Source organism: Cognatitamlana onchidii, assembly GCF_004804355.1.
GTDB lineage: Bacteria > Bacteroidota > Bacteroidia > Flavobacteriales > Flavobacteriaceae > Cognatitamlana > Cognatitamlana onchidii.
On sequence record NZ_SRWZ01000001.1, the window covers coordinates 123,403 to 142,831 of the forward strand.

The window sequence follows — 19,429 nt, forward strand, 5'->3', positions numbered from 1 at the left end:
AAGATTATTCTTGAGTTTCGAGCCTATAAATTTCGACAATTTACCATAAAACCAGACAAAAAGCATTTTAAAGTGGCCAGATATCGAATAAGGAGAATTAGCATATGTTTCCTACGTATCAAAAGATATATTTGAAATACCAATCTATTAAACCTATTCAATTATGAAAACCTTTTCATTTAAGTATTATTTGCTATTATTTACTTTAATAGGATCCATCCTCTCCTGTGACAAAGACGAACCCCAAGTTATTGGAGTAGAAGTTAGTGGCACGAGTAGTCTTAACGGAACCTATATGATTGACCAAAACTATACTAAAGGCACAAGGTTTATTAACAAAGAAAACGACACCGAACGCATTAAAACGTATACCTCTGAAGAAGGTGTAGATATGTGGGGACTAATGAGAAGAAATGTCCTTTACTATAAAATTGAGCGAGATGGATCTAATATCCCTCCAGAGTCACAATGGGAATGTGGTATTGGTGTTGATAAAGACAAATTTAAATGCCTACCCATTTTTGGATCTCTTTAATCCCTGAATATCTAAAAAAGCACTTCGATTTGAGGTGCTTTCTTTTGCCAATATATTTTTTTAAAAAAAGATGAAATAAATCAAAAAACTAGTTTTCAAGGAAAAAAGTGCCTTGACATTGAAAAACAAACTCAAAATAGGCCTTGAATTATTACATTTTAAAACTAAAAACAACAAATTACATACTAATTAAAAACACAAATAAAGAAAGTCACATTATTTTAAAAACCATTTTCATCTTTTTACTTACAAATAAGTATTCAATTTTATAGATTTTAGGCAAAAGGTTTGGTACTCATTAGGTGCAATGTATATCTTCAAAAAACATAGATACAAAACACCTAATTATTAACCTTAAAACCTAAAATATGATAACACTTACTAAACTCATTATTGGTGTAATTCTTCTAATTATATCTCTTATCTAACCTTTTCCAAAACGCAAAGCTTAGTCTAGAATAAGTTTTACGTTTTAAAAAACTTTACTAAGTTTTTCTTTTAAGCACCTAACTGGCATCATTTTTTTAACAAGTCTAACTGAAACTATATCAGATAGTACCTTTGGTATGCCAACCATTAACATTTTAATCTTAAACATTATTCATTATGCTCACAATTCTTGGAATTCTTTTAATAATCATTGGTCTATTATCATTAATCTTAAAACCTTTCACTAAACCGAATAAATTATTAGATTGGTTTACTAAAAAACGTAGCTTACAAATTGTACTCCTCGGGTTAGTTATGAGTGTGCTAACTGGCATGTTCTTTTATGCAGATGCAGGAACCGCCTATGCCGTTCAATTTATTACTGGTGGCGACAAAATGATTACCACACAAGGTATAAAACTAAAATGGTGGGGGCGCATTATTCCGCTATCATACGAAATGTCAATAAAGGACATCATTACAAAATCTGGTGATGAACTACCCAAAAATGCACAAGGCATTTATAATAGAAAAGCTCAAAAATGGGAGTTTAGCGACGCCATTAAGGCAGAAATAAGCACCTCCGTTATTGTGGGAGTAAACATTAATGATAAAGATGTTTTTTTTTTATGGCAGATAGAAACCGAAGTGAATCTAAACTTATCTTTGGTAGAGTTTTACCCAATATAGATGCTGCCATTAAAAATACCTGTAAACTCATGGATGCTCAAGATTACATTTCTGGTCAAGCTTCGGACTTTGATAGATATTTTAGAGACCAATTGGAAAATGGTATGTATCAAGTAGAACTCTATTACGAGTCTGAAAACAATTCAGAAATTGTTGGAGATACCACCACAGTAAGACAAATAAAAATTGGAAAATCTAGTAAGCAAAAAAAGTTTCGTATTAAAAGGGATGCTAATGGTGAAATTATTCGAGACAACTCTAATACTTTAAAGCAATATGGGCTTAAAATTTACCAAGCTCAAGTTACAGGCATTGATTGGGAAGCTTACACTTTGATAAAAGACTTGACCTTCAAAAAAATGAAGTCGCTCAAACTCAACTTGAAAAGCAACAGGCAGAGCGCGAATATTATAGAGCTAAGAAAGAAGTGGCGAAAGGAGAATCTGAAAAAGCCAAAGAACGAGCACGATTAGAAAAAATTCAAATTCAACAAACCATTGAAGCTGAAACCGAAGCCAAAGTAGCCGAATTTAACTTAATTAAGGAGAAAAAACAATTTGAAGTTGAACAGTTCAAAGCCAAAAGCAAAAAAATAGCTGCAGATGCCCAATACTACGAGAATGCCAAACTAGTTAGTGCTGGACTAACTCCACAAGAGCAAGCAGAATGGAATTACAAAACAGCCGTTGGTGTAGCAGGACAACTAAAAGACTTAAATCTACCACAAACTTATATTCAGGGTAGCTCTGGAAACAAAAACGACAATTTGCTACAATCATTAATTGGAGCCGATTTAGCAAAAAAGATGATGGATAACAATAATAAATAAAACTAAAACAAGTCAGAACCTATAGGTTCTGACTTGTTTTTCATGTACAACTTAAAACCACGTGGGTTCATCTAATTTAATAATTTTCAATAAATTTGAACAAGGTTTATGCTTAGGTGAAAAAAAGTCTGTTTAAAATATTAGCAAAGTTGAATAAAGTGATTTTACCCAGTTTCACAAAAAAAGGACTGGATTTAGCTAATGCAAGTAAATTTCAGTTAATAATAATTGGTTGGAGGTGGTACGTCACTAAAAACAGCCTAGACTAACTAAAAACAAATTAAAATAGGCGACCCTAATTTATATTTAAAACCTATATCCCAGACCAACAACCAAAGAGTATGTGGAATACTCTTGTTTGTAATCCCAATAGGTACCTGCCATTAATCCCCAAGGACCATTCAATTCATGTATAAACTCTCCTCCTAATCTCGTTACAAATAAGTTTTCATTTTTTTCAAACTCAACGCCTAAACCTCCTAAAACACGAATAGATTTTAACAACTCATAAGAAGCGCCTCCTAAAACCATAAAGGCATTTTCTCTATTAAGCTCTTTACTCCTAATTAAATATTTACCCAGTTCAACATCTAACATTAAAAGCAATTCCCATCGCTCACTAATTTCTCTACCGTAATCAAAACCTATAGCCGGCACAAAAAAACCGTCTTTAGACTCAGATTCTAGCTCCGTGCCACCAGGTATATGCGTGTAACCAAAATTCAATAAAAATGAATTTTTTGACTTTATGTCTTCATCCTCCTGTTGCGCAAAAAGTGTATTACCGAACAAAAAAACAACCAAGAAAAACCTAAAACAGGAAATCATAATAGCTAAAATTTAAAAGTAACAACTCAAAGTTACATTTTTATCGAAACGTACGGACAATTTTATTTTAAAATACCCTCTAATTAAAACTAATATTATTGATAAATTGCTTCCCTTTTAGTGGAAACAACGTAATGAGTTTAAGCAGTTATTATTGCTAAAAAAAATCCTTAACAAATAAAATGTTAAGGATTTTTTCGTGACCATGGCAGGATTCAAACCTGCAACCTCTTGAGCCGTAATCAAGTGCGCTATTCAGTTGCGCCACATGGCCGTTTTTGTGCGTGCAAATATACATTTTTATTTAAAACTTAGCCAAACAATTAATTCAATTTTTAAATTGTTATTTTTGATTATGACTTATGACTTACTTATACAAAAATTCTCAGCCACTCTCGACAAAGACCTCATCGAGGAGATTTTTAGAATTGGAAAAATTGCCAACTATAAAAAAAACGACATTATTATAGATATTGGTCAGACCTTAAAATTTATCCCATTGCTTCTTAGTGGAGATATTAAAATATTAAGAGAAGATAGCGAGGGCAATGACCTTCTCATTTATTTTCTTGAAGCTGGAGAAACTTGTACCATGTCGCTTACATGCTGTATGGGCACCACCAAAAGTAAAATAAGAGCAGTTGCCGAAAAAGACACGAGTCTTATTATGATTCCAGTACAAAATATGCAATCGTGGTTTCACAATAACGAAAGTTGGAGAAGCTTTATTTTGGAAAGTTATCAAACCCGTTTTGATGAAATGTTAGAGACTATAGATAATCTTGCATTCATGAAAATGGATAAACGCCTGTATAAATACCTTGTTAACAAGACAAATCTTGGCGGTTCTAAAATAATTATTGTAAAGCATCAAGATATCGCAGAAGACTTACACACCTCAAGAGTTGTTATTTCTAGACTATTAAAGCAGTTAGAGAAAGAGAACAAAATTAAACTGAGCAGAAATAAAATAGAAGTGTTGTAATATGGCGGTATTTAGGACATTCCTTTTAGTTTGAAATCTGTTCAACCTAGAAGTCGGGCTATTACAAGTCACTCTCTTTGAGCATCTCCACCAGTTGCTCAATCCCTAACTTATCTTACATAAGGCCTAGCCTATTTTTGCTAGGTAACATTTATTACAAATATAAAATTGTGAGGTTATAAATTTGCACAAAACATTAAACATGGACACTATATTAAATCCTTGGCCGTGGTATATTTCGGGGCCGTTAATTGCCATTGTTATGGCACTGCTGCTTTACTTTGGAAAAACATTTGGCATGTCATCAAACCTACGAACACTATGCGCTATTGGTGGTGCCGGAAAATTTGCTGACTTCTTTAGATTTAACTGGAAGGATCAACTTTGGAATTTAACCGTAGTCGTTGGTGCGGTACTTGGTGGATTTATAGCTACCCATTATTTATCAAATGATACTATTACAGACCTTAACCCAACTACAACTCAAGAGCTACAAGGCATGGGCTTTGATAACCCTGGAGCTACCTTAGTCCCGAATGAAATGTATAGTTTGGATGCATTAACAACTCCCAAAGGGTTACTACTACTAATAATTGGTGGACTGCTAGTAGGTTTTGGAACCCGGTATGCCGGCGGGTGTACCTCAGGCCATGCTATAACAGGCCTAAGTAGCCTACAAAAACCATCACTTATTGCCGTTATTGGCTTTTTTATTGGCGGCCTCATCATGACGAACTTTATTCTTCCATTAATCTTTTAATCATGAAATTTCTTAAATTCTTATTGGTAGGTGTTTTTTTTGGAATTGTTTTAGTAAAGTCCGAAGCGGTTTCCTGGTTTCGCATTTATGAAATGTTCAGATTTCAATCCTTTCATATGTATGGCATCATTGGAACGGCCATTGCGTCAGGTGTACTATTTTTACAGATCTCAAAAAAAGGGATTTTAAAAAGCAGCAAAGGGGCAGATATATTTGTTCCAAAAAAAGATAATGGTTTTATAAGATATATTGTAGGAGGTACCATTTTTGGTTTTGGTTGGGCTCTAATCGGTGCTTGCCCTGGCCCAATGTACATCTTACTAGGAACAGGTGTTTGGAGTATGATTATAGTTATTTCTGCTGCCATTTTAGGCACTTTTATTTATGGTATTTTAAAAAACAAATTACCCCATTAATTTATGGAGAACATCAAAATTTTAGGATATATTGGGGCACTTATTGTTGGGCTAGTCTTAGGGCTTATTGGTGGAGGTGGTTCAATACTTACCGTTCCGTTATTGGTTTACCTTTTAGGGTACAATCCTATTATCGCGACGGCCTATTCTCTTTTTGTGGTAGGAACCTCCTCCATGGTAGGCACTTATCAGAAACACAAAAAAGGACTGGTAGACTTTAAAACAGGGTTAGCCTTTTCGTTCCCTTCCTTTATCGCTGTGTATCTATCAAGACGTTATTTAGTTCCTAACATTCCTGATACACTTTTGGCTATTGGCAATTACAGCTTAACGAAAGAAATGGCTATCATGGTTTTCTTCGCAATTATTATGGTGCTTGCTGCGTTCTCCATGATAAAAAATGGCAAAGAAAATGAGACCATATCTATAAGCCAGCCTTATTATAAAACTTTTATCCAAGGTCTAGTTATTGGAACTATTACTGGTGTTATTGGGGCTGGTGGAGGTTTTTTATATGTGCCTGCGCTTGTTATATGGGCTAATATTCCCATGAAGAAAGCGGTAGGAACTTCATTAATAATAGTAACCATAAATTCGTTAATTGGATTTATCGGCGATGTACAAACCCTAGACATTGAGTGGTCCTTCCTACTTATATTTACAGGTGTATCCATTCTGGGAATTGTGCTGGGGGTATTTCTTTCTAAATTTATCAGCAGTAATAAACTAAAGAAAAGCTTTGGTGTTTTTGTCTTACTTATGGCTGTTTATATCATGTATAAAGAGTTAAAATAAGCTAGTGTAATATAAGTTACAAATTGATTGCTAAGCGTTTAGTAATTTTGATTTAGATAAGCGTAAAATAAAATACAAAAGCATGAAAATAGAACAAATATACACCGGATGTTTAGCGCAAGGGGCTTACTATATCGAGTCGAAAGGAGAGGTCGCTATTATTGATCCTTTGCGTGAAACGCAGCCATATGTTGATAAAGCAAATAAGGAACATGCTAAAATCAAATATATTTTTGAGACCCATTTTCATGCCGATTTTGTCTCAGGCCATGTTGATCTCGCTAAAAAAACAGGAGCAACCATAGTTTTTGGGCCAGGCGCTAAAACAGAATATAATATTCATGAAGCCAAGGATAATGAAACATTTAAGCTTGGTAATGTCACCATTAAAGTCCTTCATACGCCTGGACACACACTGGAATCTTCGACATTTTTATTGATCGATGAACAAGGAAAAGATCATGCTATATTTTCTGGAGACACCTTGTTTTTGGGTGATGTTGGCCGACCAGATTTAGCCATTAAATCGGACTTAACAAAGGAGGATTTGGCAGGGATGCTATACGATTCTTTAAGAAATAAAATCATGCCCTTAGCAGACGATGTGATTGTCTATCCTGCACATGGGGCCGGTTCTGCTTGCGGAAAAAACTTAAGCAAAGATACCGTAGGTGTTTTAGGCGATCAGAAAAAAACTAATTATGCTCTAAGAGCTAATATGACCAAGGAGGAGTTTATAAAAGAGGTACTGGATGGTATCGCACCACCTCCGCAGTATTTTGCTAAAAACGCCATGATGAACAAATTAGGATATGACACCTTTGAAACAGTTTTAGAACAAGGCAACACCCCTTTAGCTCCAGATGCGTTTGAATATATAGCCAATGAAGAAGGTGCTTTGGTATTGGATGTTAGACCCCAACAAGATTTTGCTAAGGGCCATATTCCAAATTCTATATTTATAGGTATAAACGGTGGTTTTGCACCTTGGGTTGGTGCGCTTATAACAGATTTAAAACAGCCCATATTATTGGTAACCCCAAAGGGGAAAGAAGAAGAAACGGTTACAAGATTATCTCGTGTGGGTTACGATAATACCCTAGGCTACCTAGATGGTGGTATTGAGGCTTGGCTTAATTCTGGAAGGGATATTGAAACCGTAACCTCCATTTCTGCCGAGACCTTTAAAACGGACTTTGAAAATAAAACAATTAAGGTTTTGGATGTTAGAAAAGATGGCGAATATAAATCTGAGCATTTGGAGGGTAATAATGTGCAGCATTTAGCATTAGACTATCTTAATGATAATATGAATGCTATTAATAGCGATAACGAATATTACGTGCACTGCGCTGGTGGTTACCGCTCCATGATTGCTGTATCCATTTTAAAAGCCCGCGGGTTTAATAAATTAATTGATATTGCTGGAGGTTTTGCTGCTATTAAAAATACCTCATTAGCAACAACCGATTTCGTTTGTCCATCAACTCTTTAAAAGAAAAATCATGTTTAAAACAACACTAGAAATTCAAAACTTAAAATGTAGCGGATGCGCCAATACTATAAAAACAAAACTTATAGACATTGAAGATATTACTGAATTAAGTATTGATAATAAGCAAAATACAGTAACATTCTCTTACGAAAAAGAAGAAACAGCCCAAGAGGTAAAACAAGTTTTATTAAAACTAGGTTACCCCGTAGTTGGAGACAGTAACACCATCGGCACTAAAGCCAAATCTTTTGTGAGCTGCGCTATTGGCAGAATGAATAACTAATAAGAAGAAATTAAACTATTTCTGCACTTAATCCAGCCTCTAGTAGCATGGTACAGCGTGGTTTTAAATCGTCGTATTCACCTGTTTTTACCGTGCATTTACCTTTATAATGAACTATTAAAGAACATTGTTCGGCCTGTTCTGCGGTATGCTCGCAGGCGTAAATAAGCGTTTCAATAACATGATCAAAGGTGTTAACATCATCATTGAATAGCACTATTTCGTTTTGTGTAACCACCTCTTCTTCAAGAAGTAACTCTTCGGAAACTTTTTCTTTTGAACTCATTCTATTAATTATGTTTTGGGGAAAACTTGTACTAATTTATAAATTTTAAAGACACCCAATTGTTTCTTTCTAATTTTTCTTCAAATTTTAACAAATGACTTTCACATTCTTTCTGAATCATTGGGATGTCATCGTTATAAAAACCACTTAAAAACAGCTGACCTCCTTTATTTAAACAAGACACATAGGTTTTCATATCCTGCATTAAAATATTACGATTTATGTTTGCAATAATAATGTCGTACTTTTTTTCTCCTAAAACCGAAGCATCCCCTTCTATTACATTAATATGCTTACAGTTATTACGTTCTACATTTTCAAGGCTATTTAAGTAACACCAATTATCATAATCAATGGCATCAATAGGTTTGGCTCCTTTTAATTCCGCTAAAATTGCTAGAACCCCTGTACCGCATCCCATATCTAAAACGGTTTTATCTTTAAAATCATTCTTTAGAATGTGTTGAATCATCATGTGTGTGGTTTCATGATGCCCAGTACCAAAACTCATTTTGGGTTCTATAATAATATCGTATGCAGTATCAAACGATTCATGAAATGGCGCTCTTACAGCACATACATCATCAACTACAATAGGATTAAAATTCTTTTCCCATTCAGCATTCCAATTAGTTTGTTCTATTTCATTAAACTCATAAGAAATCTTGAATTCGTCTGATCTTAAAACTTGAATATCCTCTAAAATAGATTCTTCCCAATCGGTTTTTTGAATATAAGCCGTAACACCTGTTTCATTCTCAACAAAACTTTCAAAGCCGGCATAACCTAGTTCTGCAATAAGAATTTCTACACCGGGTTGCAATGGGGTTACCTTAAATTCGTACCCTATATAAATGATATTTGACATAGTCGTTTTTTTGCGACTACAAAGATATAAACTTGTATGCTACAACAACTCCTTCTCAATAGCTATTTTAATAATCCCCACACTATTTTTTGCACCCAATTTGCTCATGATGTTCATGCGATGCGTTTCCACAGTTTTAGGACTAATAAAGAGTTTTTCTGAAATTTCTTGGGTGGTTAATTCTTCTGAAATAGCGATTAAAACATCTTGTTCTCTTCTTGTAAGTTTAGGTTTTAAACCATTATCAGTCTTTTTCTTTGAATCCTGACTCAGTAACCTAGATTGGATGTCTTTTTGCAAAAATAACTCTCCAGACAATACCGTTTTCATAGCTTTTACTAACTCTAATTTATCTGTATTTTTTAATAAGTATCCATGAACACCGTTTTTAAGCATGCGCTTAACAAACGATATGTCTTCAAAATTTGTTAAAGCAATAATTTTTAATTCGGGGGTTATTTTTAAAAGTCTTTTACTTAAATCTATACCGTTAATATCTGGTAAATTAATATCTAAAAATAGGACATCTGGCTCATCTTTTTCAATGTTATCTAGAGTTTGCTGAGCATCTTTATACATGCCTACCACCTGCAATTCTGGTGTACCCTTTAACATGGCGGCAATGCCCTCTAAAACCATCTTATGATCGTCTGTTATAGCTACTTTAATTATCATTAAGTTTTTCTTTATCAATATCTATGGTATAGGATGTTCCTTTTTCATTAGTAACTAAATCTACTTCGGCTTGTAAATAATCAATTCTAGACTGCACGTTACTCAAACCTATACCGCTACTTCCAGGATTATTTTTATCAAAGCCTATACCGTCATCTTCAACAGTAACCTGAATGATGCTATTACGATTACTAATTTGTACATTAATAGTGGATGCTTTTGCATGTTTTACGCTGTTTGTAATTAACTCCTGAATTATTCTAAAAATATTAACCTCTGCCTGTTTGGGTATTTCTATTGTATCGCCTAATTGTTGAAATGTTATTTCTAAGGTTGAATTTAGAGTATTAATATTATTACAGTATGCTTCTGTAGCTTCAACAAGATTAAATTTTTCTAAAGTTGGAGGCACCAAGTTATGCGATATGGCACGTACTTGTTTACATGAGTCGTCAATCATGGTTATAGCTTCCTTGATGACTTTATTATTCATTTCTAGCAAGGATGATAGTTTATATTTTATGGCCGATAAATCGCCATTAACGCCATCATGCAATTCTTTAGCAATCCTAAACCGTTCTTTTTCTTCGCCTTCAATAAGTGATTCAAGCGTTTTTATTTGAAACTCCCGTTTAAGCGTCAATAACTCCTGATTTTTTCTTCTTTGACGCTGTTTTAACAAAAATACCAACAAGATGGTAGATACTACAAGAAATATAATTCCCCCAAGCATATAATTGTTTTGGGCTTTCTTTTTCTGAATTTCTGATTCTTTTTCTTTAAGTTCTAATTGTTGTGTTGCTATTTCCTTGTCTTTTTTCTCGGTTTGGTATTTCGTTTCAATTTCTTCTATATTCTTCAACTTTTCATTATGAAGTATACTGTCTCTAAATTGCGTATGCTTCTCAAAGTTTAACAAAGCAGATTTGAAATTTTGTTGCGATTCATAAGCCTTACTTTTAGCCAAATACACATCCGATAATAAGGTTAAACTTTTCAAATCTTCAGCAATTTTCAAAGCTTTTTTAAAGTGAATATTTGATAATTTAATATTGTTTAACTTACTGTAAACAACCCCTAGTTCGGTATGAGTCTCAGCTAATTCATCTTGATCACTAAATTCTTTTCTTATTTCAAGAGCTTTTTCTAACAATGTTTTTGCTTCTGAATACCTATTAGTTTTTTCATAAATACTGCCGAGGTTATTATAATTTCTAGCGATTTCTTTTTTATTCCCGTTTTCAAGATTAGCCTCTAGTGACTCATTAAAGTAATATATGGCATTATCAAAATCGTGTAACTTACTGTAATATGTACCTATGTTATTTAATAAGGTTCCTAGAAAATATTTGATATTTTCGTCATCAGTACTTTTAGCTACTTCAACCAACTCCACTCCAAAATCAATACTCTTTTGATAATCTTCTACAATGGCATAAATATTAATGAGATTGCATGCTTTTATAAATTTACCGTATTCATAAGCGTTACTTTCATCATATTTTATACCCTCTAAATAGGTTTCAATTGCCTTTTCGTAATTTCCTTGAATTTTGTGGGAAAGACCCAGTGAAGCATATAGAGCAGATTTATTTATACCGTATTTATCATGAAGTTTAAGCGACAAATCGTAATAATAATGCGCCGAATCATACTTATTGGTATATAAAAATGCATTGCCAATGTAAATACAAGCATTAGCTTCAACTTTTGAAAAGTTTATGCTTTTAGCTTTAAGAAGGGCTTTCTTTCCATAAACTAAGCTGCTATCAATATCTTGATATAAATAGTAGTATGCCAAATCGTTCAAAATTTTCACTTTTGAAGTATCTGCCTGCTTTTTTGCAAGCTCTATTTTCAAGCTATCAAGAATTTTATTGGCTTGACCAAATAGACCAAAACTGCATAGATATAAAGCGCTAAAAATTATAAGTTTTTTCAATAGTTTGGTTTTTAAGTATTTAAATGTAAGAAATTTATAAAATACTTTTAGAATTAGTTACACAGGTCACTCCCCCCAATTACCCATTTATCGCCATTAATATAATAGGCACCATCTTCCGTATAACGCTCTATGGGCATATAGCTCACCTCTCCGGCGTTGGATGTAAGACGCAAAACCATATAGCTATTAACATCCATTAAGCTCCAAAGGCCTTCGCCTGCACTGGTACTAGACCAAGTTTCGCCATCCATAGCAGGGCCTCCTGCACTTAAATCGGAATATCCATCTATTACAAACCTGCCGTTTGAACAAAAATGTATAGTAGTCTTACTGCTTGACCCTACACTAACTGTATTATCATAGTCTGATGTGTAATATGAGCTGTACCTAATAAGCTTTCTACCCTTAAACATTCTGGCATTTTGTTGCGCCTGCGAATTCATAAAGCTTTTATATTTTATGGATTTAGAGACAGCAACTGCCAAGTCTTGAAAATCATCTGTAAAATTCGCTTTTGAGGCGATTACAACTGTCATTACACCACCTCTTCCCCAAAGTTTACTTCTTGAAACTACGGTTACTACCACGATTTCCTGACCGCTGCCGCTACCTTGATATAGCGCTATAAAATCGCCGTTTTCAAGTTCCATGATATCGGTGGCTATAGCAGCTTGCCAATCGTCTTCTTGAATAGTTTCTTGCATATTTTGCAGAATCATGTCTTCTGATGTCCATCCATGTTCTATAAATAACAACCCGGCTTGCACATTAGGGTTACTAACCATAATTTGGCCATAGTTTTCTTCTTGTACTTGCCAACCGCTAGGTAAACTAGCTTGCATGGCAATGCCAGTAAAACGTGTTTGTGCAACCGTTGTCATGGTTATAAATAATAAAAATATTAGTTTCATTTTTTTACAATTTTAAACACCTTACTTTGTTGATTTGATTGATTCTGAACCGCTACAAAATATAATCCAGGTGCGTTATTACTCATTTGTATTTGAGCCGTACTAGAAACATTATTCATACTGTTTAAAAGTTTACCATTAACATCATAAAGTACTACATTAAAGTTTCCTGATTTATTAAAGTTAATAGTTAATGCGTCAACAACAGGATTAGGATAGAAATTTATAGTATGCTCTACTAAACTATTGTTATCAATACTAAGTGGTACACTACATTTTCCATTAGATCCTGCATTATAAATACCTTGAATTTCGGTTTCTGATAGGGCTCGATTGTAAACTGAAACCTCATCTACTTGACCACCAAAATAGTTTACATAGTCATTATTTTGGCTATCGTATTGCGCCCCAATAGTTAATGGTAGCCCTGAACTACTTGCAGGAGGATTAGTAAATGAAACCCATCCGAAATTAAATCCATCGGCATAAATAGTATGTTGATTACCTTGACGCACATATACATAATGATGCCATTGAAAATCCTCAAAAGAAGGTCCTCCCAATTCTATATTGGCCCCAGTTGTATCTTGAAAAGCGCAATTTAATGTAGCCCCAGAAAAGCGCATTGAAAAAACAGTAGGCTCGTTTTTAGCACCTTTACAGACTACCATATTTTCTGGGTTAAACCCTGTTTGAAGCACCCAAAGTTCAACCGTAATATCTCCAGTAATATCTAAACTTTCACTAGGTGCCACAATTACAGCATCATCAACACCATCAAACAAAAAGGCTTTATTCACTGCTCCCGAGGTATACGATACACCACCAGACGGCACACCATTATTATTACCTACCAAGTCATTCGTATTATCTTCAGCAGCCCACCAACTTATTAAGTTATTTGGAGCCGTTACACAGTCTGAGTTGTTCGGGGCTTGAATATTTAACTGATGTTTGCCTATAAACCCTTCAGATATTTCCAAGGTATTTGCTGTATACTCATTAATTGAGACTTCTCCTACTGTTGAAACCACAGCCATGTTTCCAGATTGAAAGATGCCTCCACCATTATCTAAACTAGATATTTTTATATTGGCTTGACCATATATTAATTGCCCAATAATTAATGTAAGTGTTGTAATTTTTTTCATAATTGTTTATTTTTTAAAGACCACAAAATTGAATGACTCATCTGAAAGTGATCCAGAAGTATTATATGTATTTACTGCTATATAGCTGGTATTTCTAACCGTTTTAATAAAACCAATGTCTCCATGAAGTGATGACACCACCATATAATCTCTATAATTAGAAGGTGGATTATTAAAAATGACTCTATAACCTCCAGTTCCTGTTTTTGAGATGGTAAAACCTCCTGATGAAGCTGAAGTAACCTCGCCTACACTTGTTATTAAACCATAGATATACGCTTTCATATCGGCATCGCCCGAGTCTTTTCCTTGAACTTCCTCTACGTCCAACGCTCCGTTAATGGTAGTATTTCCATTTTTAAGTACTACCATCGCATCACTAGTATTACCTCCCCCTGTTCCATTTCCAATAACAAATAAGCGATCGGTAGTTACAAATGAAGTTGTTGACCCCCCAGCACTTGTATTAAATTGGCCAATTGTAGTTTGCGCAAAACTTTCTGCGGTTGTTAGGCTTCCCATAGCTGTAGATCTATTTCCTATGGCAGATGTTCCCTGTCCCATTGCTAAAGAATAATCACCCGCAGCCCATGTCCCATCATTAAAAGAAACTGCATAATGACCTGAAGCTAAAGTACCTGTTCCTGTTGCAAAAGCGCCTCTTCCCGTTGCATTAGTACTTTTTCCAATGGCTGTAGAATTCAAACCAGACGCTGTAGTACCTTCTCCCATGGCCGTGGCATATTGACCAGACGCTTTTGTTGTGCTCCCCATGGCTACAGAATAATAACCAGTCGCACCATAATTTCCTGTACCCTTACTAATACTTAAGTCTAATGCATTTATCCCTACATTACCATATTTTTCAGCATCTCTACCCAATAAACGATAGCCAAAATCAAAACCTCTTGGAACACTTTCTAAACTACCAAAGCTATTTGCAGCTTCCCAATGCGTTCCAGAATCATCATCATTCATCACTAAAACGTTACCTGCATTTCCTTTACTTATTGGTAAGGTATATCCTGTATCATCATTTCCTGCATCAATAGTTAAAACCCCATTAATTTCGGTATTGCCATTTTTTAACACTATAAGGGCGTCACTTCTATCATTATCATTGATACCGTTTCCAACAACAAATAAGGGGTCTGTTTCTACAAAAGACTTTGCAGAACTAGAGATGTTTGTGTTATAGCTTCCTACAGTGGTTTGATTATAAGAGTCTGCTAAAGTTTCCCTTCCAAATGATGTACTGTAATAACCTGAAGCTCTTGTGCCACTACCAAAGGCAGATGAGTTATAGCCTAAGGCTTCTGTATAAGCTCCAAAAGACGACGCATAGGTATCAGCAGCTTGCGTATTATAACCAAATGCAACCGAATATTCGGCTGAGGCTTCTGTATTATAACCTGAAGCAAACGCCCCAGCCTGAATAGCGCCTCTGGTTTCGGACTCAGAACTTTGGAAAGATAAATCTATCGCTTCTTCTCCAATATCGCCATGATTACTAACTATTGCATCTGCCAAACGATACCCTTCATTTCCGTTCTCTGTTACTTTTACTAAATTGCCCATGTTGGGAATGGTTCCAGTAAACGTTTCAGCCGTTTTAGCATGGAATGCGTAAGGGACCTGTTTAAAGGCCGCTGTTCCTAAATCTACCAAACCTTTGCCAATATCTATTGCAACATGTAGAAATTGTTCTTTGGTCCAATCTATAGTTTCAAAATTACCCAAAGTTGTAGTACCTTCACCTATGTTTGTAGCTACTATACCGCTGCTATTGGTTGTTATAAGATGCGTTTCTTTATAAATATCTGTAGCCCCGTTTTCTGTTAGAGTAAAATATAGAGTTATTGAGGTATTGGCTACAATTTGATTACCATCTTGAATAACAGCTTTGTAGTTAATGCCTTGTTGACTAAAACTAATACTAGAAAGCAGTAAACATAAAATATAAAACTTTTTCATAATTGGTCTGTTTAAATTAAAGCTTTTTCGCTCCTAGTTTATATGAAACCCCTACCTGTATATTGTTTATCTTTAAATAGTTAGCACTATCTCCTCCTTCTAATAAATTAGTTTGTCCCCAATCATATCGAGCCTCTATAGCCATAGCTTCTGAAATGTTGTATGACAACCCAAAATCTATAGCAAAGTTGGTAGATTTCACACCTTCGCCTGCATCAAAAAGAAACCCTAAACTTGGCCCTGCTTGGGCTTTAAAATGTTCTGTAATACGATATGACACTAAAACAGGGACTTGTATTTGATTAAAATCCTTTACCACTACAAATCTTGCTTCTGGTTGCAACTCAAATTTGTTTGATAAACTAATATCTGCTATTGCTAACCCAAGGTAAAACCCTGTTTTGTTTGAGGAATCACTAAAACGAGATGATTCTAACGATGATTCATTTAAACTAGTGGATGCTTTTGAAGCTGAAAGTTTGGCTGTTACATCGGTATCTGGCATTGGTGTATCATCTGTTGGGAGCTCTATGTTAGGACTGGTAACAGCATAGTTAATATCCATAAAATTAACACCGCCAGTAACCTTTAACGTTTGTCCATAAGTTAATGTGGCTATAAAGCACATTAAAACTGATATTGTGATTTGTCTTTTCATAATTATTTACGTATTAATTTGTTACTATTATTGATTCAGTGTTTATGTAATAATCCTCTATTCTTATATCTTCTACTTCTCCCACACAAACACAAGTTCCTGTTTCCCAAACAGTTTGAACACTTGAATCGTTAAAACTTGCACGTTTTAAAATAGATTTTTGCAAATCTTCACTTTGTGCCAACCAATACACCATTTGGTTTTTTACATCTAGTTTCATTCTATGAGGGAACCTGCTTGAGGTTGTTGGGTGATTACCTGCTATTTCAATAAAATTTAGATTAGTTTCTGTTCCTTCTAAATTACTGGTACCGATTGTATAGTATCTTTGGCTACCTCGGTTATAGGAAAGAATCATATAGATTGTTTTGTTAGGAAGATCTACCGCTATATCATGTATTTCATGACCATCAGTAGTAAAAATGGTACTACTTTGCAAACTAGCCTCGCTATCTGGGTTGTAAGCATATAAGGCATGCCTATCATGCATGATTAAGAACGGGTTTTCAGTTTCCTGCACCCAAATTTTCTTTATAGCATTGGCTCTAGTAGCGTTTTCTATTTGACCCAACAAGACTTGATTGGTTCCATCGGCATTCATTTTATAAAGCCTGTGCCTAGCTACTTTGGTTAAATCGGCACCTTCTAAGAAATAGTAAACTTCTTGTTCTGTTTGGTTTTTCACTAGGGCGCTAAATAAATAATTTGAAATAGATACATTTTTTATGTCACGCCCTCCTGCTGAAGGGTTTACTGAAGTAATATTTACGTCTAAACCAGACTCTGTAGAACCAACAAGTAATTCATTAAACTCTGGGTAAACGACCAACGATTTTCCTTTAGTAACATCTTTGGATAATATAATCTCCTTGGCTGTTCCATCATTATAGATGTCCAATTTATTAATACTTGCATGCTGTCTGTCTGAAAAAAACATTTGAAAAACAATAGCCTGCTCTTCCTCTTCTTCTTCAGATTCACCAACAACACACTGAATGGTTCTTGTAGTCGATGCGTTATTATCATTTGCATCCCTAAAAAGGAAATTAATAGTATAAGAACCAGGTGTATCTATTGAAAAGTTTGCCGTTAAATCTAATACAGTATTATTTTCACTAAAACTACTCTCCACATCGGCATCAACTAAGTTACCATCGGCATCGGTAATTGTAAATATGCCAAAAACAACGGCATTATTATCTGTTGCTCTGGCATGTATTTCTATAGAACTGGGTGAAAAACCACTATCACTTGTATAGAAAATAGCGTTGTCATTTGGTTTAATAATCTCTATTAAAGGTGCTTCTTCATCTCCTTCTAAAGGTTCGGCTTTACAAGCAACAAACAACATGCTTGAAATAGTAAATACAAAAAGGCATTTTAAAATTCTCATAAGGCTAAAATTGTTGATTAATAACTGATTGCAAGTTACTTTGAGGTCTATAAAAAAAAGTAAGGGCATTCCTTGATTTGTAAAAAATCAGGGAATACCCTTAAAAAGTTTAGAACAAAAAAAACCTGTTAAACTAAAAAGTGCTAACAGGTTTTATGCTAGTAGGCTCGCACCTAAAATCTATAATTTAAAATGCATTTACAATAGCGAAAAAATCGTCGGCTTTTAATGATGCTCCACCAATTAAACCGCCATCAACATCTGGTTTAGAGAAAATCTCTTGGGCGTTTGCTGGTTTAACACTACCTCCGTAAAGAACCGATACACTATCTGCTACTGCAGCACCATATTTGTCGTTTAGAGTCTTTCTTATAAAAGCATGCATGTCTTGAGCTTGTTCTGGAGACGCAGTTTCACCCGTACCAATAGCCCAAACAGGTTCATAAGCTAAAACAATACTTTCAAAAGCATCAGCACCTAAATGAAATAGCGCATTTTTAATTTGATTACCTACCACGGTTTCTTCATTTCCAGCTTTTCTGTCGGCCAATTCTTCTCCAAAACAGAAAATAACACGCATATTATTAGCCAAAGCAGCATCAACTTTCTTAGCAAGCATCTCATCGGTCTCGTTGAAATACTCGCGACGCTCGCTATGCCCTAAAATAACGGTATTAACCCCAATACTTTTTAACATACTAGCACTTATTTCTCCCGTGTAAGCCCCGTTCTCTGCAAAATGCATATTTTGTGCAACAACCTCGATACCAGAACCTTCTGTAGCTTTAACAGCCTGAGATAGATTCACTGATGTTGGAGCGATCATAACCTCAGCATTTGTTGTTTTTTCTTGTGATTTTAAACTTGCAATTAATGCTTCCGTTTGTGCCGCATCATTGTTCATTTTCCAGTTTCCTGCTACAATTTGTTTTCTCATTTTGTTATTCAACCTTCAAACATAAGAAGGACTTTGTTTATTAGTATTACGTTTTTATTTCGTGCAAATGTACTTATTTTAATGCTTCGATAATCTGATTATTATCAGCTTCTATAGCCTTAAAGACCTTTATGCTTCCATTAGAATCTACAACCATGTACCTTGGGATCCAGTCAATATCAACAAAATCGCCAAAGGCACTCTTTTTGCCTTTAGGCAAATAATAGTGTTCCCCTTGAACATCATATTTTTTTATACCTCGTTTCCAGGCATCTTCACCTCTATCAAGCGACAAGAATACAAAAACAACATCTGGATTATCTTTTTGCAAATCCTTTACCTTGGGCATGCCTTGAATACAGTCTTTACACCAAGATGCCCAAACATCTATAACAATGGTTTTTCCTTCGTGTGCTTTTAAAACATCACCAAAAGCTACTGAATCGCCATTAATGGAGGTAAAAGTATCCTGTAAAACCGTTTCTGAAAACTTAGTTGGATACTCTGTCTTACAACTAAATAGGCTAACAAATAAAACAACAAATAGGTAGTTCATCTTTTTCATTTTTTATCACTTAATCTTATT

At 34.7% G+C, this 19,429-nt stretch carries 23 protein-coding genes and 1 tRNA gene; 11 read left to right on the top strand and 13 right to left on the bottom strand.

The features are described from left to right. Positions 1 to 163 precede the first annotated feature (163 nt). The 5 genes from E5D58_RS00560 (at position 164) to E5D58_RS15075 (ending at position 2,752) form a co-directional block, all read left to right on the top strand. The gene (locus tag E5D58_RS00560) at positions 164 to 535 is read left to right on the top strand and encodes a hypothetical protein (protein WP_136479885.1); all 372 of its coding nucleotides are present in this window, start codon (positions 164 to 166) and stop codon (positions 533 to 535) included. Between the two features lie 606 nt (positions 536 to 1,141). Then, on the top strand, positions 1,142 to 1,654 hold the full coding sequence (locus E5D58_RS15060) for a hypothetical protein (RefSeq protein ID WP_235835806.1): 513 nt from the start codon (positions 1,142 to 1,144) through the stop codon (positions 1,652 to 1,654). Further along, a complete protein-coding gene (locus E5D58_RS15065; RefSeq protein WP_235835807.1) occupies positions 1,594 to 2,127 on the top strand; it encodes a hypothetical protein in 534 nt (177 codons plus the stop codon). Before E5D58_RS15060 ends, E5D58_RS15065 begins: the two co-directional genes overlap by 61 nt. Continuing rightward, positions 2,082 to 2,483: a hypothetical protein gene (locus E5D58_RS15070; protein ID WP_235835808.1), complete on the top strand. Its 402-nt coding sequence runs from the start codon at positions 2,082 to 2,084 to the stop codon at positions 2,481 to 2,483. The genes E5D58_RS15065 and E5D58_RS15070 overlap by 46 nt, the downstream gene beginning before the upstream one ends. 116 nt (positions 2,484 to 2,599) lie before the next feature. Beyond that, positions 2,600 to 2,752: an SsrA-binding protein gene (locus E5D58_RS15075; protein ID WP_136479886.1), complete on the top strand. Its 153-nt coding sequence runs from the start codon at positions 2,600 to 2,602 to the stop codon at positions 2,750 to 2,752. Positions 2,753 to 2,789: 37 nt separating this feature from the next. Here the strand turns inward: E5D58_RS15075 and E5D58_RS00575 are convergent, their stop codons facing one another. Both E5D58_RS00575 and E5D58_RS00580 read right to left on the bottom strand, forming a co-directional pair. Further along, complete coding sequence (locus E5D58_RS00575) at positions 2,790 to 3,311, bottom strand: hypothetical protein (protein ID WP_136479887.1); 522 nt, start codon at positions 3,309 to 3,311, stop codon at positions 2,790 to 2,792. Between the two features lie 200 nt (positions 3,312 to 3,511). Beyond that, positions 3,512 to 3,585 (bottom strand) — tRNA-Arg (locus E5D58_RS00580). A gap of 81 nt (positions 3,586 to 3,666) precedes the next feature. On the opposite strand from E5D58_RS00580, the gene E5D58_RS00585 reads away from it, so the two are divergent. From E5D58_RS00585 to E5D58_RS00610, 6 genes are all read left to right on the top strand, one after another. Next, complete coding sequence (locus tag E5D58_RS00585) at positions 3,667 to 4,296, top strand: Crp/Fnr family transcriptional regulator (protein ID WP_136479888.1); 630 nt, start codon at positions 3,667 to 3,669, stop codon at positions 4,294 to 4,296. A gap of 202 nt (positions 4,297 to 4,498) precedes the next feature. Further along, positions 4,499 to 5,056 carry a YeeE/YedE family protein gene (locus E5D58_RS00590; protein WP_136479889.1) on the top strand — a complete coding sequence of 186 codons (558 nt, stop codon included), beginning with the start codon at positions 4,499 to 4,501 and terminating at the stop codon, positions 5,054 to 5,056. Positions 5,057 to 5,058: 2 nt separating this feature from the next. After that, on the top strand, positions 5,059 to 5,472 hold the full coding sequence (locus E5D58_RS00595) for a DUF6691 family protein (protein WP_136479890.1): 414 nt from the start codon (positions 5,059 to 5,061) through the stop codon (positions 5,470 to 5,472). Between the two features lie 3 nt (positions 5,473 to 5,475). After that, positions 5,476 to 6,267: a sulfite exporter TauE/SafE family protein gene (locus E5D58_RS00600; RefSeq protein WP_136479891.1), complete on the top strand. Its 792-nt coding sequence runs from the start codon at positions 5,476 to 5,478 to the stop codon at positions 6,265 to 6,267. Between the two features lie 82 nt (positions 6,268 to 6,349). After that, positions 6,350 to 7,762, top strand: coding sequence for an MBL fold metallo-hydrolase (locus E5D58_RS00605; protein ID WP_136479892.1), 1,413 nt, complete (start codon positions 6,350 to 6,352; stop codon positions 7,760 to 7,762). Positions 7,763 to 7,772: 10 nt separating this feature from the next. After that, the gene (locus E5D58_RS00610; protein ID WP_136479893.1) at positions 7,773 to 8,045 is read left to right on the top strand and encodes a heavy-metal-associated domain-containing protein; all 273 of its coding nucleotides are present in this window, start codon (positions 7,773 to 7,775) and stop codon (positions 8,043 to 8,045) included. Positions 8,046 to 8,055: 10 nt separating this feature from the next. Here the strand turns inward: E5D58_RS00610 and E5D58_RS00615 are convergent, their stop codons facing one another. From E5D58_RS00615 to E5D58_RS00665, 11 genes are all read right to left on the bottom strand, one after another. Next, complete coding sequence (locus E5D58_RS00615) at positions 8,056 to 8,331, bottom strand: ATP-dependent Clp protease adaptor ClpS (RefSeq protein ID WP_136479894.1); 276 nt, start codon at positions 8,329 to 8,331, stop codon at positions 8,056 to 8,058. Positions 8,332 to 8,362: 31 nt separating this feature from the next. After that, entirely contained in the window at positions 8,363 to 9,199 is an 837-nt protein-coding gene (gene prmA / locus E5D58_RS00620; protein WP_136479895.1) for a 50S ribosomal protein L11 methyltransferase, read from the bottom strand. Positions 9,200 to 9,238: 39 nt separating this feature from the next. Continuing rightward, the gene (locus tag E5D58_RS00625; protein WP_136479896.1) at positions 9,239 to 9,874 is read right to left on the bottom strand and encodes a response regulator; all 636 of its coding nucleotides are present in this window, start codon (positions 9,872 to 9,874) and stop codon (positions 9,239 to 9,241) included. Then, entirely contained in the window at positions 9,864 to 11,816 is a 1,953-nt protein-coding gene (locus E5D58_RS00630) for a tetratricopeptide repeat protein (RefSeq protein ID WP_136479897.1), read from the bottom strand. Before E5D58_RS00630 ends, E5D58_RS00625 begins: the two co-directional genes overlap by 11 nt. A 53-nt stretch (positions 11,817 to 11,869) precedes the next feature. After that, positions 11,870 to 12,730 carry a hypothetical protein gene (locus tag E5D58_RS00635; protein WP_136479898.1) on the bottom strand — a complete coding sequence of 287 codons (861 nt, stop codon included), beginning with the start codon at positions 12,728 to 12,730 and terminating at the stop codon, positions 11,870 to 11,872. Continuing rightward, positions 12,727 to 13,881, bottom strand: a complete 1,155-nt coding sequence (locus E5D58_RS00640; protein ID WP_136479899.1) for a LamG-like jellyroll fold domain-containing protein — start codon at positions 13,879 to 13,881, stop codon at positions 12,727 to 12,729. The genes E5D58_RS00635 and E5D58_RS00640 overlap by 4 nt, the downstream gene beginning before the upstream one ends. Before the next feature lie 6 nt (positions 13,882 to 13,887). Further along, a complete protein-coding gene (locus E5D58_RS00645) occupies positions 13,888 to 15,855 on the bottom strand; it encodes a hypothetical protein (protein ID WP_136479900.1) in 1,968 nt (655 codons plus the stop codon). Positions 15,856 to 15,871: 16 nt separating this feature from the next. After that, the gene (locus tag E5D58_RS00650; RefSeq protein ID WP_136479901.1) at positions 15,872 to 16,513 is read right to left on the bottom strand and encodes a PorT family protein; all 642 of its coding nucleotides are present in this window, start codon (positions 16,511 to 16,513) and stop codon (positions 15,872 to 15,874) included. A 13-nt stretch (positions 16,514 to 16,526) separates the two neighbouring features. Beyond that, positions 16,527 to 17,906: an Ig-like domain-containing protein gene (locus tag E5D58_RS00655; RefSeq protein WP_136479902.1), complete on the bottom strand. Its 1,380-nt coding sequence runs from the start codon at positions 17,904 to 17,906 to the stop codon at positions 16,527 to 16,529. Between the two features lie 187 nt (positions 17,907 to 18,093). Continuing rightward, positions 18,094 to 18,843 carry a triose-phosphate isomerase gene (gene tpiA / locus E5D58_RS00660; protein WP_136479903.1) on the bottom strand — a complete coding sequence of 250 codons (750 nt, stop codon included), beginning with the start codon at positions 18,841 to 18,843 and terminating at the stop codon, positions 18,094 to 18,096. Positions 18,844 to 18,916: 73 nt separating this feature from the next. Further along, on the bottom strand, positions 18,917 to 19,399 hold the full coding sequence (locus tag E5D58_RS00665) for a TlpA family protein disulfide reductase (RefSeq protein ID WP_235835809.1): 483 nt from the start codon (positions 19,397 to 19,399) through the stop codon (positions 18,917 to 18,919). Positions 19,400 to 19,429: the final 30 nt, after the last annotated feature.